21 protein-coding genes are annotated in these 23,020 nt (G+C 60.2%); 11 read left to right on the top strand and 10 right to left on the bottom strand.

Annotated features, from left to right (window positions below):
• Positions 1-181: 181 nt before the first annotated feature.
• Both ACYJRZ_RS01755 and ACYJRZ_RS01760 read right to left on the bottom strand, forming a co-directional pair.
• Positions 182-505 carry a hypothetical protein gene (locus ACYJRZ_RS01755; protein WP_459455490.1) on the bottom strand — a complete coding sequence of 108 codons (324 nt, stop codon included), beginning with the start codon at positions 503-505 and terminating at the stop codon, positions 182-184.
• Positions 506-650: 145 nt separating this feature from the next.
• Entirely contained in the window at positions 651-2,237 is a 1,587-nt protein-coding gene (locus ACYJRZ_RS01760; protein WP_459455492.1) for a trimethylamine methyltransferase family protein, read from the bottom strand.
• A gap of 216 nt (positions 2,238-2,453) precedes the next feature.
• Here ACYJRZ_RS01760 and ACYJRZ_RS01765 point away from each other — a divergent pair, with 216 nt between their 5' ends.
• Positions 2,454-5,267 (top strand): response regulator, encoded by a 2,814-nt coding sequence (locus ACYJRZ_RS01765; protein WP_459455494.1) that lies wholly within the window; start codon positions 2,454-2,456, stop codon positions 5,265-5,267.
• A 65-nt stretch (positions 5,268-5,332) separates the two neighbouring features.
• Here the strand turns inward: ACYJRZ_RS01765 and ACYJRZ_RS01770 are convergent, their stop codons facing one another.
• Positions 5,333-6,160 (bottom strand): oxidoreductase, encoded by an 828-nt coding sequence (locus ACYJRZ_RS01770; protein ID WP_459455496.1) that lies wholly within the window; start codon positions 6,158-6,160, stop codon positions 5,333-5,335.
• A 77-nt stretch (positions 6,161-6,237) separates the two neighbouring features.
• Here ACYJRZ_RS01770 and ACYJRZ_RS01775 point away from each other — a divergent pair, with 77 nt between their 5' ends.
• A complete protein-coding gene (locus ACYJRZ_RS01775; RefSeq protein ID WP_459455498.1) occupies positions 6,238-7,173 on the top strand; it encodes an AraC family transcriptional regulator in 936 nt (311 codons plus the stop codon).
• A gap of 43 nt (positions 7,174-7,216) precedes the next feature.
• Here ACYJRZ_RS01775 and mnmD read toward each other — a convergent pair whose 3' ends face one another.
• Positions 7,217-7,951, bottom strand: coding sequence for a tRNA (5-methylaminomethyl-2-thiouridine)(34)-methyltransferase MnmD (mnmD, locus tag ACYJRZ_RS01780; RefSeq protein WP_459455500.1), 735 nt, complete (start codon positions 7,949-7,951; stop codon positions 7,217-7,219).
• Here mnmD and ACYJRZ_RS01785 point away from each other — a divergent pair.
• From ACYJRZ_RS01785 to ACYJRZ_RS01820, 8 genes are all read left to right on the top strand, one after another.
• Positions 7,950-9,134 (top strand): NAD(P)/FAD-dependent oxidoreductase, encoded by a 1,185-nt coding sequence (locus tag ACYJRZ_RS01785; RefSeq protein WP_459455502.1) that lies wholly within the window; start codon positions 7,950-7,952, stop codon positions 9,132-9,134. The two genes, mnmD and ACYJRZ_RS01785, sit on opposite strands and share 2 nt — an antisense overlap.
• Before the next feature lie 103 nt (positions 9,135-9,237).
• Positions 9,238-9,945, top strand: a complete 708-nt coding sequence (locus tag ACYJRZ_RS01790; protein WP_459455504.1) for a DUF1045 domain-containing protein — start codon at positions 9,238-9,240, stop codon at positions 9,943-9,945.
• A gap of 117 nt (positions 9,946-10,062) precedes the next feature.
• Positions 10,063-10,986: an allantoinase PuuE gene (gene puuE, locus ACYJRZ_RS01795; RefSeq protein WP_459455506.1), complete on the top strand. Its 924-nt coding sequence runs from the start codon at positions 10,063-10,065 to the stop codon at positions 10,984-10,986.
• Position 10,987: 1 nt separating this feature from the next.
• Entirely contained in the window at positions 10,988-11,485 is a 498-nt protein-coding gene (gene uraD / locus ACYJRZ_RS01800; RefSeq protein ID WP_459455508.1) for a 2-oxo-4-hydroxy-4-carboxy-5-ureidoimidazoline decarboxylase, read from the top strand.
• Positions 11,486-11,714: 229 nt separating this feature from the next.
• Positions 11,715-12,077, top strand: a complete 363-nt coding sequence (locus ACYJRZ_RS01805; protein WP_459455510.1) for a HepT-like ribonuclease domain-containing protein — start codon at positions 11,715-11,717, stop codon at positions 12,075-12,077.
• A gap of 7 nt (positions 12,078-12,084) precedes the next feature.
• A complete protein-coding gene (locus ACYJRZ_RS01810) occupies positions 12,085-12,585 on the top strand; it encodes an ureidoglycolate lyase (protein WP_459455512.1) in 501 nt (166 codons plus the stop codon).
• Complete coding sequence (gene uraH / locus ACYJRZ_RS01815) at positions 12,582-12,938, top strand: hydroxyisourate hydrolase (protein ID WP_459455514.1); 357 nt, start codon at positions 12,582-12,584, stop codon at positions 12,936-12,938. The genes ACYJRZ_RS01810 and uraH overlap by 4 nt, the downstream gene beginning before the upstream one ends.
• 3 nt (positions 12,939-12,941) lie before the next feature.
• Positions 12,942-13,682: a metallophosphoesterase family protein gene (locus ACYJRZ_RS01820; protein WP_459455516.1), complete on the top strand. Its 741-nt coding sequence runs from the start codon at positions 12,942-12,944 to the stop codon at positions 13,680-13,682.
• Here the strand turns inward: ACYJRZ_RS01820 and ACYJRZ_RS01825 are convergent.
• The 3 genes from ACYJRZ_RS01825 to puuD are packed head-to-tail and all read right to left on the bottom strand — an operon-like array spanning position 13,679 to position 17,408.
• Positions 13,679-14,818: an alpha-hydroxy acid oxidase gene (locus ACYJRZ_RS01825; protein WP_459455518.1), complete on the bottom strand. Its 1,140-nt coding sequence runs from the start codon at positions 14,816-14,818 to the stop codon at positions 13,679-13,681. The genes ACYJRZ_RS01820 and ACYJRZ_RS01825 overlap by 4 nt on opposite strands.
• A gap of 47 nt (positions 14,819-14,865) precedes the next feature.
• On the bottom strand, positions 14,866-16,173 hold the full coding sequence (gene guaD / locus ACYJRZ_RS01830) for a guanine deaminase (protein WP_459455520.1): 1,308 nt from the start codon (positions 16,171-16,173) through the stop codon (positions 14,866-14,868).
• The gene (gene puuD / locus ACYJRZ_RS01835) at positions 16,170-17,408 is read right to left on the bottom strand and encodes a urate hydroxylase PuuD (RefSeq protein WP_459455522.1); all 1,239 of its coding nucleotides are present in this window, start codon (positions 17,406-17,408) and stop codon (positions 16,170-16,172) included. Before puuD ends, guaD begins: the two co-directional genes overlap by 4 nt.
• A 215-nt stretch (positions 17,409-17,623) precedes the next feature.
• Here puuD and ACYJRZ_RS01840 point away from each other — a divergent pair, with 215 nt between their 5' ends.
• Positions 17,624-17,959, top strand: a complete 336-nt coding sequence (locus tag ACYJRZ_RS01840; protein ID WP_459455524.1) for a hypothetical protein — start codon at positions 17,624-17,626, stop codon at positions 17,957-17,959.
• A 3-nt stretch (positions 17,960-17,962) separates the two neighbouring features.
• Here ACYJRZ_RS01840 and ACYJRZ_RS01845 read toward each other — a convergent pair whose 3' ends face one another.
• The 3 genes from ACYJRZ_RS01845 to xdhA all read right to left on the bottom strand — a co-directional run bounded on the left by ACYJRZ_RS01845 (position 17,963) and on the right by xdhA (position 23,010).
• Complete coding sequence (locus tag ACYJRZ_RS01845) at positions 17,963-18,859, bottom strand: LysR substrate-binding domain-containing protein (RefSeq protein ID WP_459455526.1); 897 nt, start codon at positions 18,857-18,859, stop codon at positions 17,963-17,965.
• A gap of 338 nt (positions 18,860-19,197) precedes the next feature.
• Complete coding sequence (xdhB, locus tag ACYJRZ_RS01850) at positions 19,198-21,537, bottom strand: xanthine dehydrogenase molybdopterin binding subunit (RefSeq protein WP_459455528.1); 2,340 nt, start codon at positions 21,535-21,537, stop codon at positions 19,198-19,200.
• A gap of 3 nt (positions 21,538-21,540) precedes the next feature.
• The gene (gene xdhA / locus ACYJRZ_RS01855) at positions 21,541-23,010 is read right to left on the bottom strand and encodes a xanthine dehydrogenase small subunit (RefSeq protein ID WP_459455530.1); all 1,470 of its coding nucleotides are present in this window, start codon (positions 23,008-23,010) and stop codon (positions 21,541-21,543) included.
• Positions 23,011-23,020: the final 10 nt, after the last annotated feature.

Here is a 23,020-nt window from a genome sequence, read left to right on the forward strand (position 1 = left end):
CCGCAGGGCACGCTCACGCGGCGGCCGGAAGGTGAAAGCTGAGGCGCATTTGGTCTTAAAAGCGAGGAATGTCAAGAGGTATAGGCGAAAGCTTTTCATCAGGCTTACAAAAATGCCGCCGAAAACCGGCGGCGTGAGAGATCTGGCAAGGGGGCATGCGCTCAGTCAGCGGTTGCTGATCCTAGCGGCAAACCTCGACGCGATATGGACGGCCCCAGCCGTCGTGACGCCATGCCCAATAGCAGCTGGGGTAGGGGCGCACATACACGCGTTCGTAGACTGGGCCGTCATAGTAGGCCGGATATGCAGGATAGGCTGGATAATAAGCCGGATAGGCGGGCCGCGCAGCCCCGGCTATCAAGGCGCCGCCGACGACACCGGCGGCAAGGCCGCCGAAGAAGGCGCCGCGGCCGGACGCGTTGGCGGTAGTGGCGGTTGCGGTGGCGGCGCTGCCAAGCGTCAGCGCGATCAAACCGGCCGTCGTTAATGTGCGAAGCACAGACATTGACATCCCTTTCCCAAAAACATGAGGCTTCCAGCCGAAGCCGAGTTTGACGTTGCGCAGGAAAGGGGGCGAAGTCGCGGCTAAAAAGAAGTTCGCGACATTAAATTTCGTTCATGATCTGAGGCGTAAAGCCTTTGATATTCAATCAGAAATCCGTAGGGACGCCGCCCTCTGCCTTGCGTCTCGCGACAAAGGCGTCGAGCTCCTCCTCGATTGCCGGATCGAGCGGGGGTCGTTCATAACGCTCGAGCGTTTCCTTATAGACGCGATTGGCATGATCGTAAGTCGTGGGCCTTCCGGCTTCCGTCCATGTCTCGTTGTTTCGCCAGTCCGACAGGATCGGCGAATAGAAGGCGGTTTCATAGCGGGCGAGTGTATGGGCCGTGCCGAAATAATGGCCGCCAGGGCCGACATCGCGCACGGCATCCAGCGCCAGAGCATCGGCGCTGACATCAAGCGGCTTGAGGAATTCCGCGACCATCTGCAGCATGTCGACGTCGAGGATGAATTTTTCGAAGGAGGCGGTTAGCCCGCCCTCGCTCCAGCCGGCCGCATGCAGCACGAAATTGCCGCCGCCTTGGGTGAGTGCCCATAATGACAGCGCCGATTCATAGGCGGCCTGCGCATCGAGCGTATTGGAAGCGTTCGTGTTGGAGGTGCGGTAGGGGATGCCGTAGCGGCGGGCGAGCTGCCCGCCCGCGATGACCGCCTTCATATATTCCGGCGTGCCGAAGGCGGGTGCGCCCGTCTTCATGTCGACGTTCGAGGTGAAACCGCCATACATGACCGGCGCGCCCTTGCGCACCATCTGCGTGAAGGCGAGGCCGCAGAGCGCTTCGGCATTCTGCTGCACCAGCGCGCCGGCGATCGTCACCGGCGCCATGGCGCCCGCCAGCGTGAACGGCGTCACCACCACCACCTGACCGCGCGAGGACATTTCGATGATCCCCTGCAGCATCGGCCCGTCGAGACGGAGCGGCGAGGAAGAGTTGATGATGGTGAAGAGCGAGGGCTCGCGCTCCATCTGCTCCATGCTGATGCCGCGGCCGATGCGGGCGATCTCGATGGCGTCGAGATTGCGCTGCTTGCCGAGCGAATAGCAATGGAAGGCCTTGTCGGTGAGCTTGACGATATCGGAAAGGCAGTCGAGGTGGCGCACCGAGGCATGGATGTCGATGGGTTCGACCGGATAGCCGCCGGTCATATGGATGACGTCGAAGGATTGAGCGAGCTTGATAAGCTTGCGGAAGTCCTCCTGATTGCCGGCTCTCCTGCCGCCTTCGCGGTCCGCGACGAAGGGGGCGGAGGCAACTTGCGCGAAGACAAGATTGCGGCCGCCGATCTCAACGTTTCTAAGGGGATTGCGGGCGTGCAGCGTGAACTTCGAGGGGATCGAAGCGATCAGCTCCATGATCATGTTGCGATCGAATCGGACGCGTTCCTTGCCCGGCATTACGTCCGCTCCGGCAGCCTTCATGCGCTCGCGCGCTTCCGGCAGGATGATGTCCATGCCGATCTCTTCGAGGATGGTCAGCGATGCCTCGTGAATGTCGTCAAGCGCTTCGGGCGACAGGAGTTCCGTGTGAGTGAGATTGTTGACGAGGTTGAGATATTTCGTGCCGCTCGGCTTGCGGCTGCGTTCGGCGCCACGCCCTCCGGTCCGCCGCCGCCGTTCGCCCGTCGTCGTTGCGATGTGCGCTTCGTTCAAGGTCAGGCTTTCTTCGTCGCTCATGGCGCTCGCTCCCAATGATCCGTTGACGGATTCTTGGCAGAGTTTCCCTCGATGTGCCGCCGTCGTTTGCGACCAAGGCATGACCGTTATAGAACAGTGCGTAGCCTGAACGCGACGTCGGCGCGATGGTTAAACATGGTTAACGCCTTGTTAAAGGCATTTATGTTAGAGCGTCGTTTCATGAACTATCATGCGCGGTGAAAAGAGAGGCTCCGTTTGACCTTGGACGGTGAACTGCTCGACATAGCGTGCCGTCGGATCGCCAGTCTGGACAGGCCCGCCTACATCAAGAACAGCGAGCTTCGTTACGTTGCCGTCAATGATGCCTATGCGCGGTTTTTCGGGCGCGATATTTCCGATTTCATCGGCAATCGCAGTCACGATCTTCTCGATGCGGGCGAGAGCGCCGACAGAGAAGACAGGGAGCGCCGTGCGCTGGTCTTCGGCTCCGAAGAGGTGGCGCTGTGCTTCGACGGATCGGGTCGTCAACGCTCGCGCATTCAGATCGAGAGTTTTTCCCCTTCGGAAGACCGCGTTTATATTTTTGGTGTGTTTCTGGAAGCGCCTGCCAAGGGATTGCATCAGGATCTCGACAATATTCTTCGCTCGATGCCGATCGGTGTCTTGATCTACGACAGCGACTACATTGTCGAATATGTGAACCACGCCTTCTATGACATTTTCGAATTCTCGAAAGATGAGCGCTTCGAGGGCCGCCCCTATCGAGACCTCATCGCCAAACATTATGATCTGGCGCGCTTCGACACCGACGGCCGCAGCATAGACGACATCTATCAGGCACGCCTGGCGGCACTGCGCAAGGCGGGCGAGCATCTGCAGACGGAAGTGAATTTTACCGACGGCAAATCCGTCATCATCGATGCCCGCCGCATTGCCAACGGGCGGACGCTGATGTCCTACACGGACATCTCGGCCGTCAAGCAGCAATTCCGTGAGATCACCGAGGCCCGGCTGGCGTTGGAACGCCTCGGTGAGCTGATGGCCGATGCCATGCAAGCCATGTCCCAAGGCCTGCTGATCGTTCAAGACGGTACGATCATCCTGGCCAACGACCGGCTGAAGGATATGCTGAAGCTGCCGGCCGAACTCCTCGAGGTCGGTAGAAACTGGGCTGCGGCGTTCGATTATTGTGCGCAACGCGGAGACTTCGGCGAGGACGCCGAGGCTATGCGGGCATCTTGGGGAGAAAGCGTCGCCGCCGGCAAGCCGATCTCTTGTGTGTTCCAGATTGAAGGCGATCGTTGGATGCAGCTCGAAGCCGCGCTCGGCGAGCATCGCCGCTGGACGGTGGTGCTGACCGACGTTACCGAGATGAAGGAGCGCGAGGCGGATTTGCAGCTGCTCCTAGCCCGCAGCAATGCCGCGGATCGGGCGAAATCCGAATTCCTCACTCATATGAGCCATGAAATCCGCACGCCGATGAATGGCGTTCTCGGTATGGCGGAACTGCTTGGCAAGACCGATCTCGATGCGCGGCAGAAGACCTTCGTCGACATCATCGTCAAGTCGGGCAATGCGCTGCTGACCATCATCAACGACATTCTCGATTTTTCCCGCATCGATACCGGCGAAATGCATCTACGCAAGATGGCATTCGATCCCGCCGAGGCCGTCGAGGATATCGCGACCTTGTTGGCTGCCGCCGCATCGGAAAAGAATATCGAGTTGATGGTGCGCATCGCTCCCGGCGTACCGGCGGCGATCCTCGGCGATGCCGGTCGTTTTCGGCAGATCGTGACCAATCTCGTCGGCAATGCGATCAAGTTTACCGAGCGCGGTCACGTGCTGGTCGAACTCGATGGCCAGCCGGCATCGGATGACAATATATTGCTCATGCTGCGTGTCGAAGACACCGGGATTGGCATTCCGAAAGAAAAGATCGATACGATCTTCGACAAATTCTCACTGGCGGATTCGTCCTTTGCGCGGCGGCTCGAGGGCTCGGGGCTTGGTCTCGCCATTACTGCCGGTCTCGTCGATCTTTTCGGCGGCTCGCTGTCGGTGGAGAGCGAATGGGGCAAGGGATCCGTCTTCACGGTCCTTCTTCCTGCGCCGCTGGTTGCCGCGCGCGGCAAAGTCGCCGAGCTGCCGGCCAATGTGAGAGATGCCCGCGTCCTGATCGTGGAAGACGACGCGATCCATCGGCGCATCTTGACCGAACAGTTGGCGCAATGGGGCTTCGACGGGTATGCCGCCGAGGATGGCAGGACCGCGCTCGCCATTCTGGATGCTGCCTTCGATATGGGCGTGTCGGTCGATGCTGTTATCGTCGACTACAGCATGCCCGGCATGAATGGCTATCAGATCGCGAGCGCGTTGCGCGCCGATCGGCGTTTCGACACGCTGCCGATCGTGTTCCTAACGTCGGTGGGTGTTGCCGGTTACGACAAGGAATTTGCTGCCGTCAACGGCCAAGCGCATCTGATGAAGCCTGTGCGGGCCAATGTGCTGCGCAACACGATCATCGATGTCGTGCGCGCGTCGCAGCGGAAGAAATTGGGCGAGCGATTGGCTCCCGTTGAACGTCGATTGCCACTGGAGGCGGAAGCCGCTGCCGCGATCGAGGCCACCGATCGGATGACCTCGGCCAAATCAAGCAATGCGATCGACGTCCTCGTGGCGGAGGACAACGAGGTGAACCAGATCGTCTTCACGCAGATCCTGCAGGCGACCGGGCTGCGGTTTCTCGTCGTGGAGAACGGCCAGGCTGCCGTGGACGCATGGCGTCAGCTGCGGCCGTCGCTAATCCTCATGGATGTGTCCATGCCGGTCATGAATGGTCATCAGGCAACCCGCATGATCCGGCAGCTCGAGACACAGGCCGGGCATGGATGGCATGTGCCCATCGTCGGGGTGACTGCGCAGGCACTGGATGTCGATCGCATCATGTGCATGCAGTCGGGCATGGACGATTGCATGTCCAAGCCGATCAGCCCCGAACTTCTCGAGACGAAGATCCAGCGCTATTTGGGCGATACTGCTCTCGGGGCCGATCGGTCCAAGAACTAGGGTTCATCTCTAGACTGGACGCATGGCTGGATGCCGTCTTCCCGCCAGCGTAACCGTCGCGGCCATCAGCCATCGGTGGAAACGGTAACGGCTTTCCAGGCTTCGATCTCCTGTTTGAGGCGCTCGATCCTATCCGACACAAGTGCAAGGGCATCGCTGCCGAGCAGGAGCTGTGGCGGAGGGGCGTCGGATTCGATCAGGTCCAGGACGGCTGTGGCGAGCTTGTCTGGGTCGCCGAGCTGCTTGCCACTTTTGGATTGCCGCGCCTGGCGGATCGGATCGAACAATGCGTCATAATCCGCGATTGATCGTTCGGTACGGACCATAGAGCGCCCGGCCCAGTCTGTCCGAAAGGAGCCAGGGCAGAGGGCGGTGACCCGAACGCCGAATGGGGCCATCTCCGCTCGCATGACTTCGGAAATGCCTTGAAGCGCGAATTTGCTTCCGCAGTAATAGGCGATGCCGGGCATGGTGATCATGCCGCCCATGGAGGTGACGTTGACGATGAAGCCGCTACGCCTTTCGCGGAAGCGCGGCAGGAAGGCCTTGGCGACCGCAACGGCGCCGAAGACGTTCACGTCGAACTGGCGCCGCATCTCCTCGAGAGATGACTCTTCAAGAATTCCCTCGTGACCGTAGCCGGCATTGTTGATCAGTACGTCGACCGGTCCATTGTCTTCTTCCGCCTGTCGAACGACGTCAGCTATGCGGTCGAACTCCGTTACATCGCACAGGATGGGTCGCACTGCCGGCAAGCGCTCCGCCAGGGCCGTCCGCGACCGTTCCGAGCGGATGGTGCCGATAACCTTGTGGCCATTCCGGATCGCGGCGGCTGCGATTGCGAAACCGAAGCCGGAATTCGCTCCGGTGATGAAGAAGGTCTTCTGTGACATGATAGATGTTCTCTTCTTGATTGATCGATGCTCATGACTGATAATCTTCAAAATCATCGTCTTCGATTGCAAAAACTATGAATGTCTTGCCAAATCCTATGAAGCAGAACGATCGGGGTTCAAAGCGCCGGGAGTTGGTGGAGCTGGCGGGCCTTCTTGCTCCCAGCCAGGGATACAATCCAACCGCACTTGCCGGTGTTCGGATTCTCAGGACCGAGGCGGTTCTTCATGATGTCCCGGTGCTCTATAAGCCCGGTGCGGTATTCGTCCTGCAAGGCAGAAAGCAGGGCGTGCTGGAAGGCGAGGTCTATCTCTACGATGAGGAGCATTATCTGGCCGTGTCGGTGCCCGTTCCGTTTCGGATGGAATCGTCAGCCAGCGCAGAACGCCCTTTGCTTGCTGTCTATGTCGAGTTCGACATGCTTCTGGCTGCCGAGATCGCCTCGGAGCTGGGGGCGAGACGGTCCGAACCAGCGGCCGGCAAGGTGAGAAGCCTTATATCGAGCAAGATGGAGCCGGTGATCGAGGATGTCGTGCTGCGTTTGCTGCTGGCGCTCAGCGATCCCGTCGAGCTTGCGGTGCTGGGAGCAGGCATCATGCGCGAGCTGCACTACCGGGTTCTCGTCGGCCCGCAAGGCGGAGCGATGATCTCAGCCCTTCAGCAGCAGGGCATTTCCGGGAAGATCGTGCGAAGCCTGGCCAGATTGCGTGAAACCTACAATTCGGAGATTTCGGTCGTGGCGCTGGCGCGTGAGGTGGGAATGAGCGTTCCCTCCTACCACGTCCATTTCAAAACCCTGACGGGCAGCAGTCCGATACAATATCTGAAGGCGATGCGGCTCCACGAGGCGCGGTTGATGATCGCGCGTCAAGGTGGGACGATTGCGGAGGTGGCGGCATCGGTCGGCTATGCCAGTGCTGCGCAGTTCAGCCGGGATTTCAAACGGCACTTCCGGCGGACGGCCTCGGAAGAGGCCAAGTGGGTTCGCCAGCATCTTGGCGAGCTCATCTGAGCCCTCGGGATGGTTGCCGCCTGGCCCGGCATCGGCCCCGGCATCAGGCGGGCTTGATGCCGCAGAGCATTTCGCGCTTGCCGGCGAAGCCCTTGCGCCGCTCTACGATAAATCCGGCCGCCTGCAGGTTTCGCCTCACGAAACCGGCGGCCGCATAGGTGGCGAAGGTGCCGTTCGGAACCGTCTTGTCATGAAGCGCTTGCATCAATTCCGGCGACCACATGTCGGCATTACGCGAGGGTGCGAAACCGTCGAGATACCAGGCATCAAAACCCAGTTCGGCGCGGCTGACGCCTTCGAGAGCCGGGCCGCAGACGACGCTAAGGCGCGTATTTGCATCTAGCCTCAGCGACACGACACCCTGCGGGTGGTCCGGCCACGCGGCGGCAAGAGCCTGGCGCTCCCTATCGATTTCCGGCCAGTGCGACAGCGCGCGATCGATTTCTTCGGTGCGCATGGGGTAGAGTTCGAAGGACATGAAGTGCAGGTTCGAACCGGGGATGGCCTGCTGCCGCCATTGGCGCCAGGTTTCGCAGAAGTTCAGGCCCGTGCCGAAGCCGAGTTCTCCGATAAGGAAATCCTGCCGTCCCTGCCAGCGGTCAGGCAGGCCATTGCCGGCCAGGAAGACATGGCCGCATTCCAGCCTGCCGTCGGTCTGGCAATAAAAATGGTCGCCAAATGCGGCCGAATAGGGCATATCGCCGTCGCGCCATTCGAGCTCCGGGCTTGCCGCATTGGTTTCGGACGCCTTGGTCCGATCGGAAACTGGATCTGTCATGGAAAGAGCCGATAATCCTCCAAGACCTGCCGGTCAATCGTCCGTCGACCTGCTGATCGTGGGTGGCGGGATCATGGGGCAATGGGCCGCCGTGCATGCCGAGCGTCTTGGCATCCAGACGTTGCTTGTCGAAGCCGGCCGTTTCGGGCAGGGGGCAAGCGGCGGTCCGCTGGGCGCGCTGATGCCGCACATGCCGGACAAATGGTCCGACAAGAAGCAGTTTCAGTTCGATGCGCTTGTCGCGCTGGAGGAGGAAATTGCAGCCCTGGAAGCGGAGACCGGGCTTTCGGCTGGCTATCGCCGCGCCGGACGCTTGATTCCGCTGCCGAAGCCGCATCTAAGGCAGATTGCGCTTGGCCATTCCCGAGATGCGGAGATGCATTGGCACAATGGGGAGCGCCGGTTTCACTGGCAGGTGCTGAATGCCGCGCCCGTCGAGGGCTGGATCGAACCTTCAGCCGGCGAAAGCGGTTTTGTCCACGATACACTGGCGGCCCGCGTCGCGCCGCGCGCGTTTCTGAAGGTCCTACAGAGGTTCCTGGCGACGGCACGATATGTCCGGCTTTGCGAGGGCGTTACCGTCGAGAGTTTCGATCCAGAGCGGGGCCTTGCGCGTTCAAGCGATGGCGACATTCGCTTCGAGCGCTGTATCCTTTCTGCCGGTTACCGCTCGTTTCCGATCCTTGATGAATTGACGGAAAGACGCAAAGCCTCGCTCGGCCAACCGGTCAAAGGGCAGGCGGCGATGCTGAAGGCCGATGTCGACGGCGGCATGCCGGTTATCTTCCGCGATGGCCTCTACATCGTTCCGCATGAGAATGGGTTGGTCGCAGTTGGCAGCACGAGTGAGAACCGATTTGATAATCCCTTATCGACAGACGAGCAGCTTGACGATCTTCTTGCAGCGGCGCGTGCCATGGCGCCGGTACTTGCTGGCGCCGAAGTCGTCGAGCGTTGGGCAGGCCTGCGTCCGAAGGCCGTGGATCGTGACCCGATGGTGGGTGCGCATCCCGATCATCCCGCGTTGATTGCCCTGACCGGTGGCTTCAAGGTGAGCTTCGGGTTGGCGCATAGGCTGGCGGAGGTGGCGGTGCGTGAGGCGGTGGGCGCGCCCGGTCGCTTCAACTTGCCGCAGAGTTTCACTTTAGCGAGTCATATTTCAGTCATATCACATAAAACGTGAATTCACGCCTCTTTCGGGTCGTCAATCTGTCACGCAAATCACCTATCTCCTTGGCCATCGGTGCCGGTTCGGTCTGCCTGACGTTACGCCCTGGAGGAATTTTATGCGGTATGCCATTTGCTTCACGCCGTCTGCGAGCGATCCGCTGACGCTTGTGGCGGCGAATTGGCTCGGCCGCAACGTCTATTCCGGCGAGATGGTCGATCCGCCGGCAGTCCGCGGGCTCGGCATTCACGAAATAGCTTTCTATACCGCCGTTCCGCGCCGCTATGGTTTCATGGGAATTCTAAAGGCGCCGTTCAGGCTAGCAGAGGATATGTCCGAAGCCGGGCTGCTGCGCGATCTGATGCGGTTTTCCGGCACGGTGGCGCCCTTCGAAATCCCGAGGCTCGAGGTCGCGCGGCTCGGCGGCGCGCTGGGCCTTGTTCCCGCCGCACCAAGCCAGCAGATGCATTTCCTCGCAGCATCGCTGGTGCAGACCTTCGATCAGTATCGGGCTCCTTTGAGCGAAGCCGAGATCGAACGGATCGATCCGGATGGGCTTTCTGCGACCCAGTTCGCCAATCTGCATCGCTGGGGGCATCCGCATGTCATGGACGAGTTCCGCTTCCAGATGATGCTGACGGGCACCGTGAGCCCTGCCGATATGGCGCGCATCGAGCGTGCGCTGCGCGATTTCTTCGAGCCTGCCCTGGCTGCGCCTATCCCCGTTTCCAACATTGCGCTCATGATGGAAGAAGGCGCTGGCGGTCCCTTCCGGGTACACTCGCTGCATCCGATGGGAAAGGTCAGCGCCCGCAAGATCGCCTAGATTGGCGGATGGCGTTCACGCCAATACCTCGCATTGAAGCGAAAGTGATTTTCCCACTTTTCGTCTCGACTTTCGTGGCATGGATGCTACCGTTCCGCGATCAGAGAAGGTGCTTCAATGTCGGAAATCTATCCCCGTAATCTCATCGGCTACGGCCGCAACACACCGGATCCGAAATGGCCGGGTGACGCCCGCATCGCGGTGCAGTTCGTGATCAACTATGAGGAGGGCGGGGAAAGCTGCATTCTCGACGGTGATCCGGGATCGGAAAACCTGCTCTCCGAGATCGTCGGCGCAGCTTCCTGGCCGAATCAGCGCAATCTCAACATGGAATCGATCTATGAATATGGTTCGCGCGCCGGCTTCTGGCGGCTGTGGCGCATGTTCACCGAGCTCAAGGTTCAGGCGACCGTCTATGGGGTGACGCTTGCCATGGCGCGCAATCCGGAAGCCGTTGCCGCCATGAAGGAAGCTGGCTGGGAGATTGCGAGCCACGGCTATCGCTGGCTGGAATACAAGGATTTCTCCGAGGATCTGGAGCGCAAGCACATTCTCGAAGCCGTGCGGCTGCACGCCGAGCTCACCGGCGAGCGACCCTACGGCATGTATCAGGGCAAGCCGTCCGACAATACGCTGCGGCTCGTCATGGAGGAGGGCGGCTTCCTCTATTCCTCCGATTCTTATGCCGACGATCTGCCTTTTTGGATCGACGGTTTGAACGGCAAGCCGTTCCTGATCATCCCCTATACGCTTGAGACCAACGACATGCGCTTTGCGACGCCGCAGGGCTTCAATTCCGGCGATCAGTTCTTCACCTATCTGAAGGATGCCTTCGACACGCTCTATGAAGAGGGCAAGCATGGCAGCCCGAAGATGATGTCTGTCGGTCTGCATTGCCGTCTGGTCGGCCGCCCTGGCCGCGCCGCCGCGTTGCGGCGGTTCATCGAATATGTGCAGAAGCACGACAAGGTCTGGATCCCCAAGCGCATCGAGATCGCTAACCACTGGTATGAAAATCACCTTCCCGGGGGCACGCGCTGATATGATCTCGCGGGACGATTTTGTCGGCCGCTTCGGCGGTGTCTTCGAGCATTCGCCTTTCGTTGCCGAGCGTGCCTACGATCAGGGTGCCATTGCCGAGCCATTGACCTCCGGCGGCGTGCATGCCGCGCTGGTGCGGGTCTTCCGCGCTGCCAGCGAGGCGGAGCGACTTGGCGTGCTGCGGGCACATCCGGATCTCGCCGGCCGGCTGGCGATTGCCGGCCAGCTAACCGAGGATAGCCGCAAGGAGCAGGCCGGCGCAGGGCTCGATCGACTGAGTCCCGAGGAGCACGCCCGGTTTACCGAACTCAATGCCGCCTATGTGACGAAATTCGGCTTCCCCTTCATCATTGCGGTCAAGGGGCTCGGCAAGGACGATATACTTGCCGCCTTCGAGACGCGGATAAACAATGGCAGGGATGCCGAGTTTGCGACGGCGGCGGCGCAGGTCGAAAAGATCGCCCTGCTGCGTCTGCAATCCATGCTGCCTGAAGCTTGACGCTTGGTCTCAGGACCGCGATCCTTCCTGATCATGTCTCTGGGCTAATTTCCCATTGATGCGCGCGCTGTTTTTCGGTCTACTCACGGCTTAGTATCCGCTTAGCAGGATACTAAGCGATGGGGCCATGGAAAGCATTGGACAGAGATAGAAGCGGACAGATGAGCGGCGCCGCCAAAGGGCGCGTCTTCATGAAGACATCGGGCATCGCCGGCGAAAGGAAGCCGGTATGAGCCTGGATCGCCTGATTACCTACCTCGAACGCATGCAGCAGGCTGCATCCGAAACCGGCCATTTCCTCCGGGAAACCGATCAAGCGGCATTCTCCACGAATGTCGAGAAACAGCGCGCTGTCGGCATGAATCTTCTGCTGCTCGGCGAGGTTGCCGCGCGCATTGCCGAGGACTATCCGGAGTTTGTCGTTGACCATCCCGAACTGCCTTGGCATGTGATGGGCGACTTCTGGAATCGGATCACACAAGGGTACTTCGACATCGAGCCGACGATCCTGTGGGATATCGCTCATACATCTCTTCCGGAGTTGCTCCTGCAACTGGACTCCGTTCGCCACTGGCGAGCGGAAGGCGAATAATCACTCAATGACACAGCATCTCGATATCAATCCTTTGACAAAGGCCGCATTCGCACCGTTCGGCGATGTCATCGAGGCCGATCCGGCGACCATGCGGTATATCAATGGCGGCACAACAGAGCGCTTCCATGCTTTATCCAGCGCCGAGGCCATCGGCGAGGGCGCGCGGGTTATCCTGAGCCTTTTTCGTGGTCAACCGCGTGCCTTTCCCTTCTCGATCGACATGATGGAGCGCCATCCGTTCGGCAGCCAATGTTTCGTGCCGCTGAACGGCCGTCCGTTCCTCGTCGTCGTGGCAGAAGATGAGAGTGGCAAACCCGGCCGGCCGCAAGTTTTCCTGGCACGCGGCAATCAGGGCGTGAATTACCGGGTCAACGTCTGGCATTATCCTTTGATGGCACTCGACGAGCCGAGCGATTTCCTTATCGTGGATCGCGATGGGCCTGGAAACAATTTGGAAGAGTACTTCTTCGACACGCCTTTCATCATCGGAGCACCGACGCTATGACCGGACTGACCACCCATGTGCTCGATACCGCTCTCGGCAAGCCTGCCGAAGGCTTGGTGATCGATCTCTTCAGGATCGAGGGCGATGCCCGCAGGCATGTGAAGACGGTAACGACCAATGCCGACGGACGCGTGGATGGTGGTCCAATCCTGATCGGCGACAGCTTCGTTGCAGGCACCTACGAACTGCTGTTTCGCGCCGGAGACTATCTGCGTGCCGCTGGCGCCACGTTGCCGGAGCCGGCTTTCCTTGATCTCGTACCCATCCGCTTCGGCATCGCCGATACGACGGCGCATTATCATGTGCCGCTGCTGATCTCGCCCTACGGCTATTCCACCTATCGCGGGAGCTGAGACATGTGCTTCGCTGCCGTCGCAGACATCCACGGTAATCACCTCGCGCTTGAGGCGGTGCTTGCCGATATCCGCAGGCAGGGCATCACCGACATCGTCAATCTCGGCGATTGCTTCAGTGGGCCGCTTACGGCAAGCAAGACGGCGGATATGCTGCTGGAACTGAATGCGCCGACGGTGCGCGGCAATCACGATCGCTATCTGATCGAACTGGCGCCCGAGGCGATGCACGCTTCAGATCGGGCCGCGTATTCCGAACTGACGGAACGCCATCTCGAATGGCTGCGCGCCTTGCCCACCAGTACAGTTTATCTGGATGAGGCCTATCTTTGCCATGCGACCCCGGCTGATGATAATGTCTATTGGCTGGAATCCGTTTCGCCGGAAGGCCAAGTCTACCTGAAGCCTCTGGAAGAAATAGAGGCGCTGGCCGCTGGCATCGATTTTCCGCTGATCCTGGGCGGGCATAGCCATATTCCGCGTGTCGTCAGACTTTCCGACGGGCGCCTGATCGTCAATCCCGGCAGCGTCGGCTGCCCTGCCTATGACGACGATCTGCCCTATTATCACAAAGTAGAAACCGGCCATCCCTTTGCCTCCTATGCCATTTTGGAAAAGGCTGGTGATCATTGGCTGCCGGTCTTCCGGCAGGTCGCCTACGACCATATGGAAATGGCGAAACTTGCAGCGCAAAATGGCCGCGAGGAGTGGGCGAGCGGGCTGGCGACAGGCTGGCTACGCTAGAAATCAGCCAGAATCGACCGATCCACCGTCCTGATATCCCGCTTGCCGCAGAGCGCCATGGAAATATCCAGCTCCTTGCGGATGATTTCGAGCGCGAGCGTCACCCCTTCCTTGCCCATGGCGCCGAGGCCATAGAGGAAGGGGCGACCGATGAAGGTGCCTGTGGCGCCGAGCGCCACGGCTTTCAGCACGTCCTGGCCGGAGCGGATGCCGCCGTCCATATGTACTTCGATCCTGTCGCCGACGGCATCAACGATCCGCGGCAGCATGCTGATGGAGGAATGGGCGCCGTCGAGCTGCCGGCCGCCGTGATTTGAGACGATGATGGCGTCGGCACCGACATCGACGGCCGCCTTCGCATCCTCGACGTCAAGAATGCCCTTGATGATCAGCGGGCCGCCCCATTGTTCCTTGATCCAGGCGACGTCGCTCCAGGAGAGCTTGGGGTCGAACTGCGAATGCGTCCAGTGAGACAGCGTCGTCATGTCGGAAATATCCTTGGCATGGCCGACGATGTTGCCGAAGGAGCGGCGCTGCGTCTTCAGCATTTCCATGCACCAGCCTGGCCGCATCGCCATCTGCCAAATGTTCTTCGCCGTCATTTTCGGTGGCGCGGATAGTCCGTTGCGGATGTCGTTATGGCGCTGGCCGAGGATCTGCAGGTCGGCTGTCAGCACCAGCGCCGAGCATTTTGCCGCCTTGGCGCGATGGATCAGGTTCAAGACGAAATCGCGGTCCTTCATTACGTAGAGCTGGAACCAGAAGGGCTGCTTCGTCACCGAAGCGATATCCTCGATCGAGCAGATGCTCATGGTCGAGAGCGTGAAGGGGATGCCGAACTCTTCCGCTGCCCTCGCCGCCAGCATTTCGCCGTCGGCATGCTGCATACCGGTCATCCCCGTCGGCGCCAGCGCCACCGGCATGGAAGCCTTCTGGCCGACCATCGTCGTCGCCAGAGACCGGTCGGACATGTCGACGAGCACGCGCTGACGCAGCTTGATCCTGGCGAAATCCGCCTCGTTCGCCCGATAGGTCGACTCCGTCCACGATCCGGAATCGGCATATTGGAAGAACATTTTCGGCACGCGCCGCTGCGCTAGCGTTTTCAATTCGGCGATGGTCAGCGGCGCGGTCATGGCTCTATGCTCTCTGGATGGTTACATGGAGGTGGGTTGGGATTGCCTCATTGCAGGATGGATTTCATCGGCTTTCCGGCAACATAGGTTTCGACAACCGCACGGTCGTCGCCCATAGTCTGAAGCAGGAATAGCTCTTCGGTGAGGCTCTTCGTGACCTCCATCTTCAGCGCCATGGCCGGCGTCGCGGCGGCGTTGAGGACGATCAGGTCGGCTTCGGTGCCGGCATCGAGCGTGCCGATCTTGTCGACGAGGGAGAGGGACTCGGCATTGCCGCGAGTCATGTAATAATAGCTTTCCAGCGGGTTCAGTCGCTCGCCGAGCAACTGCTGGATCTTGTAGGCCTCGTCCATCGTGCGCAGCATGGAATAGCTGGAGCCGCCGCCGATATCGGTGGCGACGCCGATGCGAACGGGCTTCTCGCGACGGGCGAGTGCCTTCAGCGGGAAGAGGCCGGAGCCGAGGAAGAGGTTCGAGGTCGGGCAATGCACGGCGACCGCGCCGGCTTCGCTCATCGCATCGGATTCGCGTTCGGACAGATGGATCGCATGGCCGAACAGGCTCTTGGGGCCAAGCAGTCCGTAGCGGGCATAGATATCGGTATAGTCGATCGCCTCCGGGTAGAGCTCGCAGGTAAAGGCGATCTCGTCGTGATTCTCGGAAAGATGCGTCTGGATATGCAGATCCGGAAATTCGCGGGCAAGCGCGGCCGTTGCCTCCATCTGCGCCGGCGTAGAGGTGATGGCGAAGCGCGGGGTGATCGCGACATGGTTGCGGCCCTTGCCGTGCCAGTCAGATATCACCTGCCGGGTCTCATCGTAGCCCATTTCGGGCGTATCGAGCAGGCCTTGCGGGGCATGGCGGTCCATCATCACCTTGCCGCCGACCATGCGCATGTTGCGGCGCAGGGCTTCGGCAAAATAGGCATCGGCGGAGGTCTTGTGCACCGAGCAGTAGGCGACGGCCGTCGTCGTGCCGTGGCGGATCATCTCGTCATAGAAATGCCTGGCAATCCGCTCCGCATGTGCGCTTTCGACGAAGCGGCATTCCTCGGGGAATGTATAGGTGTTCAGCCATTCCAGAAGGTTGGCGGCGTAGGAGGCGATCACCTGCATCTGCGGGAAATGCAGGTGCATGTCGATGAACCCGGGCAGGATCAGATGCGGCCGATGGTCGATTTCGGCGACACCTTTCGGGGCCTGTGCCTTGATATCGGCATAGGCGCCTGTCGCGACGATCAAGCCGTTTTCGATCAGCAGGCCGCCATCGCTTTCATAAGCGTAGCTGTCGGTATCATCGAGGCTTTGCGGCAGGCGCTTGAAAGAAAGCAGGCGGCCGCGCAGAAGGGTAGTCATTGGCTCTTTTCTCCGATGGAGCTTTCGAACCAGGCAACCAGCAGCTTGCGTTCCTCCGGCGTGACATCGGTGACGTTACCGGGCGGCATGGCATGGCTACGACCTGCCTGGATATAGATCTCCCGGGCATGCATAGCGATTTCCGCGTCATTTTCCAGCGTTACCCCCTTCGGCGGGCGAACAATTCCCTCATAGACGGGTTCGGCCGCATGACACATGGAACAGCGCGCAGAAACCATTTGCTTGACCGCCGGGAAATGGGCGTCGGAGGCGAACTGCTGGGAGGCGGGGGCGATCGCATTGGCTTCCTTTTCGCCAGTCAACACCTTCGGAACGGTCGAAAGCCACATGATGACGATGAAGAGGACGACCGTGACGATCCAGGTCCAGGTCGGGCGGCCTTTGCGCGCGTGCGTCGTGTTGAACCAGTGACGGATGGTGACGCCCATCAGGAACACCAGGGCTGCGATAATCCAGTTGAACTCCGTGCCGAACGCCAGCGGATAGTGGTTCGACAGCATGAAGAAGATGACGGGCAGCGTCAGGTAGTTGTTGTGGAGTGAGCGCTGCTTGGCGATGCGGCCATATTTCGGGTCCGGCGTGCGGCCGGCGATGAGGTCAGCGACGACGATCTTCTGGTTGGGAATAATGATCATGAAGACGTTGGCCGACATGATCGTCGCGGTGAAGGCGCCGAGATGCAGGAAGGCGGCGCGGCCGGTGAAGAGATGTGTATAGCCCCAGGCCATGAAGACCAGGACGGCATAAAGGACGATCATCAGCCCCCAGGTGTTGTTGCCCAGCGGCGACTTGCAGAGCAGGTCATAGATGATCCAGCCGATGGCGAGCGAGGCGAGCGAAATCAGGATCGCGACGGGAACGCTGACATCGAGCACGTGCCGGTCAATCAGGAAGAGGTTGGCGCCGCCGTAATAGACGATGCACAGCATCAGGAAGCCGGATAGCCAGGTGAAATAGCTCTCATATTTGAACCAGGTCAGGTGCTCCGGCATCTGTGCGGGAGCGACGAGATATTTCTGGATGTGATAGAATCCGCCACCGTGAACCTGCCATTCCTCGCCATAGGCGCCAGGGGGAAGATGCGGGCGCTTCACCAGCCCGAGATCGAGCGCGATGAAGTAGAAAGACGAACCGATCCAGGCAATGGCGGTTATGACGTGGAACCAGCGGGCGGCAAAGGCCAGCCATTCCCACGCTACGGCATATTCATACATTCAGTTCCCCTTTTTCTTCCTCCGACTCGTTACCTTGCAAAATGTTAGCGACGGAGGGAAGGGGAGAGTTTGCTGCGTCAGCAAAAAGCCACGCTCTTGTCTGGCGCCGAGGGCGCATTAGATCAGATTATGGCAGTTTTTTATTAAAATGCCCTTGGCTGCTTGGAGCGGGCCGTGTCCGCGGCAGCCGTCTATTTTTCGACGGAGAATTGCCCATGCGAGGTATTCTGGCGTTCGTATTTTTTCTTCTCCCCGCAGCCTTCGCCCTGGCCCACGAGGCGCCCTCCGGCTGGTCCTACGACCCCTATTGCTGCAACGGTGACAGCAAGACGGGCGATTGCGAGATGATCCCCTCACGTACCGTCACCATCGTACCGGGTGGTTATCGAGTGACGCTCAATCCGGGCGATCATCGCTACATAACCCACGCGCATATCTTCAATCTGCCGCAGCAGAAAACCATGCGTTCGCCGGATGGAGCCTATCATCTATGTCTGTTTCCGGACGAGAACACCCCCCGCTGCTTTTATGCGCCCGATATGGACTATTGAGCGCTATTCGAGCGGCATGCCGAATTCACCAAGGAGCCAATCCCTGAAGGCGCGGATGCGCGGCGTATGACGCCTGTTTTCAGGATAGGCGATCCAGTAATCTGTATTGTCGGACGAAAGAATATCGAAGGGCTGGATCAGCCGGCCGGAAGCCAGATCATCGGCGTAGAATTCCGGGGTCAAGATGGCGACGCCCTGACCGGCCAATGCCGCGCTCGCCTCGAATGACTGGGCACCAAGCCTGCTGCGCGGCCGGCCCTGAAGGCCAGGGTCGGGAACACCGGCTTCCCTAAACCATTGGGCCCACCATGGGTCGCCAGCGTCGATGATGCGGAGCTTCAGCAGATCGGCCGGTTCGTGTACGCCGCCGATCGTGTCCGCAAGCGCCGGAGTCAGCATCGGCGTAAAATAGACCTTCATCAGCAGATGCGCGCGCAGTCCTGGCCACTGGCCACGCCCGGCGCGGATGGCGATGTCGGAGGGCTCCCGGGCGAAGTCGATGATCGAGGCCGAGGTGTCCAGCCGGACGGCGATATTGGGATGCTTGAGCTGAAACGACCCAATATGACGGGCCAGCCATTGCGAGGCGAAGGTGGGGGTCGAATGGATGCGCAGCATCGTTTCGGCATCGCCGCTGATCGAGGCCATGGCTTCCTGCAGCATGGCAAAGGCTTCAGCCACTTTTGGAGCGAGTTGCTCTCCCGCCTCGGTCAAGAGAATCTGCCGCGGACGACGCAGGAATAGCGGCTCTCCAACCGTCTCCTCCAATAGCTTGATCTGATAGCTGACTGCCGTCTGCGTCATGCCAAGCTCCTCACCAGCACGCGTGAAACTGGCCAACCGCGCGGCGGCCTCGAAGACGCGGAGCGCATTCAGCGGGAAGCGTTTTGAGAGCTTCATGGATAAGTTCTCTTTATGTATGCAGACGATTGTTCAATTGGAATTTCAGCACTTTTCGCGTCAGACTGCAATTCACATCATGGATCTGACTGAGGTGTTGTCATGGATTGCTATGTCGTAGAGCAGGTGGAAACCGCAAGGCCAAGGATTCTGGCTCGTCTTCTCGAACCGTTGGCGCAGGCCTTCATCAAGCACGCGGAGCCATCACCGCATCTCGATCTTGATGAGATGCCGGACCGGCTGAAGCGGGACCTTGGATTTCTGGATGGGCGTGAGCCGCGTTATGATGACTGCCGACCGCGGTAGGTGGCAAGGAGCAAAAGCCAAGAGGAGGACAATCACATCCCCTTCAGCCGCTCCACCGCCATCAGCACTCGTTCGGGTGTTGCCGGCGCATCGAGGCGCGGGCAGATGCGATAATCCGCAACGCTGGCGACCGCCATCGATAGTGCCTCCAGTACGGATATGCTGAGCATGAAGGGCGGCTCGCCGACGGCCTTCGAGCGACCGATCGTCGCCTCCGTATTTTCAGACCATTCGGCCAGCCGGACGTTGAAGATCTTTGGACGGTCGGAGGCGAGGGGGATCTTGTAGGTCGATGGCGCGTGCGTGCGCAGCCGGCCTTTCTCATCCCACCAGAGCTCTTCAGTCGTCAGCCAGCCCATGCCCTGCACGAAGGCACCTTCGACCTGGCCAATGTCGATCGCCGGATTGAGAGAGCGACCGACGTCATGAAGGATGTCTGTGCGATCGATCAGATATTCGCCCGTCAGCGTATCGATCGACACTTCCGAGCAGGCGGCGCCGTAGGAGAAATAGTAAAAGGGCGTGCCGCGGCCGGCTTTGCGATCCCAATGGATTTTGGGCGTCTTATAGAAACCGGCGGCCGAGAGCTGCACGCGGGCGAAATAGGCTTGCTTGATGAAATCCGGGAAGGGAATTTCCTCGTCGCCGATGCGCACGCGGTTCGGCAGGAATTGCATTTCTTCGGCGCCGACGCCCCATTTTTCGGCCGCGAAGGCCACCAGCCGCTCCTTGATCTGCCGGGCGGCGTCATAGGCCGCCATGCCGTTCAGGTCGGAGCCTGACGACGCCGCCGTCGCCGATGTATTCGGCACTTTGCCGGTTGTCGTAGCCGTGATTTTCACACGGTCGATATCGACCTGGAAACTGTCGGCCAGAACCTGCGCCACCTTCGTATAGAGGCCCTGGCCCATTTCGGTGCCGCCATGGTTCAGGTGGATGGAGCCATCCTGATAGATGTGCACCAGCGCGCCCGCCTGATTGAAGGCGGTCATGGTGAAGGAAATGCCGAATTTAACCGGCGTCAGCGCAATGCCCTTGCGGATGAAGCGGCTGGAGCGGTTGAACTCGATGATCGCCTTGCGCCGTGCCTGATAGTCGGAGCTCTGTTCGAGCTCGTCGACGACGCGGTTGATGATGTTGTCCGTGACCTCCTGGTAATAAGGGGTCAGGGTCCGGCCTGAACCCGGCTGGCCATAGAAATTGGCGCGTCGGATCTCCAGCGGGTCCTTGCCGAGCGCGTAAGCGATCTCCTCGATCATGCGCTCGCCGCCGACCATGCCCTGCGGGCCTCCGAAGCCGCGGAAGGCGGTGTTGGAAACGGTATGTGTCTTCAGCGGCTTCGAGACCAGATGGACATGCGGGTAGAAATAGCTGGAATCCGCATGGAACAGCGCGCGGTCGGTCACCGGGCCGGAAAGATCGGAGGAGAAGCCGCAGCGGGCGGCATAGGTAGCGTCGACGGCGTGAATGCGGCCTTCGTCGTCGAAACCGACTTCGTAATCCACGAGAAAGTCGTGGCGCTTGCCGGTCGCGCTCATGTCCTCGTCGCGATCAGGCCGGAATTTCACGGCACGGCCGAGTTTCTTGGCGGCGACGGCGGCGAGCGCCGCGAACTGGTTGCCCTGCGTTTCCTTGCCGCCGAAGCCGCCGCCCATGCGGCGCACATTGACGGTGACAGCGTTGGATGGAATGCCGAGGACATGACCGACGACATGCTGGATTTCGCTCGGATGCTGTGTCGATGACCAGACGGCGACTTCGTCGTCCTCGCCGGGGATCGCCATGGCGATGTGACTTTCGAGATAGAAGTGCTCCTGACCGCCGATACGCATCTGCGCCTTGATGCGGTGCTTGGCATTGGCCATCTCGGTTACGGGTTCGCCGCGCTTCAGCGTCATCGGTTCGTAGACGAGCGGTGCGCCATTGGCGAGCGCGCCGTCGATATCGCTCCAATGCGGTAGGTCGCGATAATCGATCTTGGCAAGGCGGGCGGCACGCCGGGCGGCATCTCTGGTTTCGGCGATGACGGCGAAGATCGGCTGCCCGTGGAATTCGACTTTCGTCTCGGCAAGCAGCGGTTCGTCATGCATGCCGTTGGAGCTGGTGTCGTTGACGCCAGGGATATCGGCGCCAGTGAAGACCCAGACGACGCCCGGATAGGCTTTGACGGCCGAGAGATCCATGCCGGCGATTTCGGCATGAGCACGGTCTGAAAGGCCGAGCGCGCCATGCAGCAGGCCGGCCGGTTCGGGAATGTCATCGATATAATCGGCGGCTCCTGTGACGTGCTTATGTGCAGAATCATGGCGTAGCGAGCCATGCATCGAGCCGTTGATGAGGACCTTGGCTTCTTCGAATGTAGACTTGTCCATAGATCAGACCTCCGCCGTCGCGAAACGCTTCAATTCCTGCGGTGCGCCTGATGTCTCAAGATAGAAGCGGATGAGAAGGTTCTTCGCCGTCAGCTGGCGATATTCGGCGGAGGCACGCCAATCGGTGAGCGGCGTGTAGTCGCTGTCAAAAGCATCACGTGCGGCCATGACGGTTACCTCCGTCCACGGCTTGCCGATCAATTCGGCCTCGACAGTGCGAGCGCGCTTCGGCGTACCGGCCATGCCGCCGAAGGCGATACGGATATCTTCGACATTGCCGGCGGCGTCCAGTGACAGATGGAAGGCGCCGCAGGCAGCCGAAATATCCTCGTCGCGGCGCTTGGAGATCTTGTAGACGGCAAAATGCGTACCCTTGGTCGGATAGGGTACGAAGATGCTCTCGACGAATTCACCGGGATGCCGGTCCTGCCTGCCGTAATCGATGAAGAAATCTTCGAGCGGCAGGCTGCGCGTCCCTGCCGTCGAGCGGAGCTTAACTGTCGCGCCGAGAGCGATCAGCGGCGGCGGCGTATCGCCGATCGGCGAGCCGTTGGCGATATTGCCGCCGATGGTGCCCATGTTACGCACCTGCTCGCCGCCGATGCGGTTGATGAGGTTGGCAAAGGCCGGGATCTTTTCGCCGATCACAGCAAAGGCGCGGCTATAGGTGACGCCGGCGCCGATGGTCAGCCCATTGTCTTCGACGACGATTTTCTGCAGATCGGTGAGATGATTAATGAAGACGACCGGGTTCAGCCGGCGCATCTGCTTGGTGACCCATAGGCCGACATCGGTCGAGCCGGCAACGACCGTCGCCGTTGGCTCGTCGGCAAGAACCTGCGCCAATGCGGCGACGGAGCCAGGCACGATGAGGCGATCCTCACCTTCGGTAATCTCGATGGTGTCACCGCCCTGCATGGCCCAGAGGCGGGCAATGATATCGGCCCTGGTCTTTTCCAGCGGGTCGAAGAGAGCGCTCGGCCGCTTCTGGCTGACCTGCTCGGCCGCCTTGACGATCGGCTCATAGCCCGTGCACCGACAGAGATTGCCCTGGAGCGATTTTTCGATCTGCGCCCGGCTCGGCTTTTCCGTCATCAGCCAGAGGCCATAGAGCGACATGACGAAGCCCGGCGTGCAGAAGCCGCATTGCGAGCCGTGGCAGTCGACCAAAGCCTGCTGCACCGGATGAAGCGTGCCGTTCCGAGCGGTAAGATGCTCGACGGTAACGACATGGGTCGCGTGAAGGGAGCCGACGAAGCGGATGCAGGCATTGACGGATTCATAGTGCAGACCGCCATCGATCAGCCGTCCCACAAGCACCGTGCAGGCGCCGCAGTCGCCCTCCGCGCATCCTTCCTTCGTTCCCGTCAGCCGCCGGTTGAGACGCAAGAAGTCAAGCAGCGTCTCTGTAGGGCGCAGGCTGGATAGAGTGATATCCTCGCCGTTGAGGATAAATCGGATGCTGTCGTTCATGTCGTTCCCG

The organism is Rhizobium sp. No.120 (assembly GCF_054558365.1).

Bases quoted from the DNA above. Each gene is read 5' to 3' on its own strand.
- ACYJRZ_RS01755 (WP_459455490.1), bottom strand. From the start codon at position 505: ATGTCTGTGCTTCGCACATTAACGACGGCCGGTTTGATCGCGCTGACG.
- ACYJRZ_RS01760 (WP_459455492.1), bottom strand. From the start codon at position 2,237: ATGAGCGACGAAGAAAGCCTGACCTTGAACGAAGCGCACATCGCAACG.
- ACYJRZ_RS01770 (WP_459455496.1), bottom strand. From the start codon at position 6,160: ATGTCACAGAAGACCTTCTTCATCACCGGAGCGAATTCCGGCTTCGGT.
- ACYJRZ_RS01775 (WP_459455498.1), top strand. From the start codon at position 6,238: ATGAATGTCTTGCCAAATCCTATGAAGCAGAACGATCGGGGTTCAAAG.
- ACYJRZ_RS01785 (WP_459455502.1), top strand. From the start codon at position 7,950: ATGGAAAGAGCCGATAATCCTCCAAGACCTGCCGGTCAATCGTCCGTC.
- mnmD (WP_459455500.1), bottom strand. From the start codon at position 7,951: ATGACAGATCCAGTTTCCGATCGGACCAAGGCGTCCGAAACCAATGCG.
- ACYJRZ_RS01790 (WP_459455504.1), top strand. From the start codon at position 9,238: ATGCGGTATGCCATTTGCTTCACGCCGTCTGCGAGCGATCCGCTGACG.
- puuE (WP_459455506.1), top strand. From the start codon at position 10,063: ATGTCGGAAATCTATCCCCGTAATCTCATCGGCTACGGCCGCAACACA.
- uraD (WP_459455508.1), top strand. From the start codon at position 10,988: ATGATCTCGCGGGACGATTTTGTCGGCCGCTTCGGCGGTGTCTTCGAG.
- ACYJRZ_RS01805 (WP_459455510.1), top strand. From the start codon at position 11,715: ATGAGCCTGGATCGCCTGATTACCTACCTCGAACGCATGCAGCAGGCT.
- ACYJRZ_RS01810 (WP_459455512.1), top strand. From the start codon at position 12,085: ATGACACAGCATCTCGATATCAATCCTTTGACAAAGGCCGCATTCGCA.
- uraH (WP_459455514.1), top strand. From the start codon at position 12,582: ATGACCGGACTGACCACCCATGTGCTCGATACCGCTCTCGGCAAGCCT.
- ACYJRZ_RS01820 (WP_459455516.1), top strand. From the start codon at position 12,942: ATGTGCTTCGCTGCCGTCGCAGACATCCACGGTAATCACCTCGCGCTT.
- ACYJRZ_RS01825 (WP_459455518.1), bottom strand. From the start codon at position 14,818: ATGACCGCGCCGCTGACCATCGCCGAATTGAAAACGCTAGCGCAGCGG.
- guaD (WP_459455520.1), bottom strand. From the start codon at position 16,173: ATGACTACCCTTCTGCGCGGCCGCCTGCTTTCTTTCAAGCGCCTGCCG.
- puuD (WP_459455522.1), bottom strand. From the start codon at position 17,408: ATGTATGAATATGCCGTAGCGTGGGAATGGCTGGCCTTTGCCGCCCGC.
- ACYJRZ_RS01840 (WP_459455524.1), top strand. From the start codon at position 17,624: ATGCGAGGTATTCTGGCGTTCGTATTTTTTCTTCTCCCCGCAGCCTTC.
- ACYJRZ_RS01845 (WP_459455526.1), bottom strand. From the start codon at position 18,859: ATGAAGCTCTCAAAACGCTTCCCGCTGAATGCGCTCCGCGTCTTCGAG.
- xdhB (WP_459455528.1), bottom strand. From the start codon at position 21,537: ATGGACAAGTCTACATTCGAAGAAGCCAAGGTCCTCATCAACGGCTCG.
- xdhA (WP_459455530.1), bottom strand. From the start codon at position 23,010: ATGAACGACAGCATCCGATTTATCCTCAACGGCGAGGATATCACTCTA.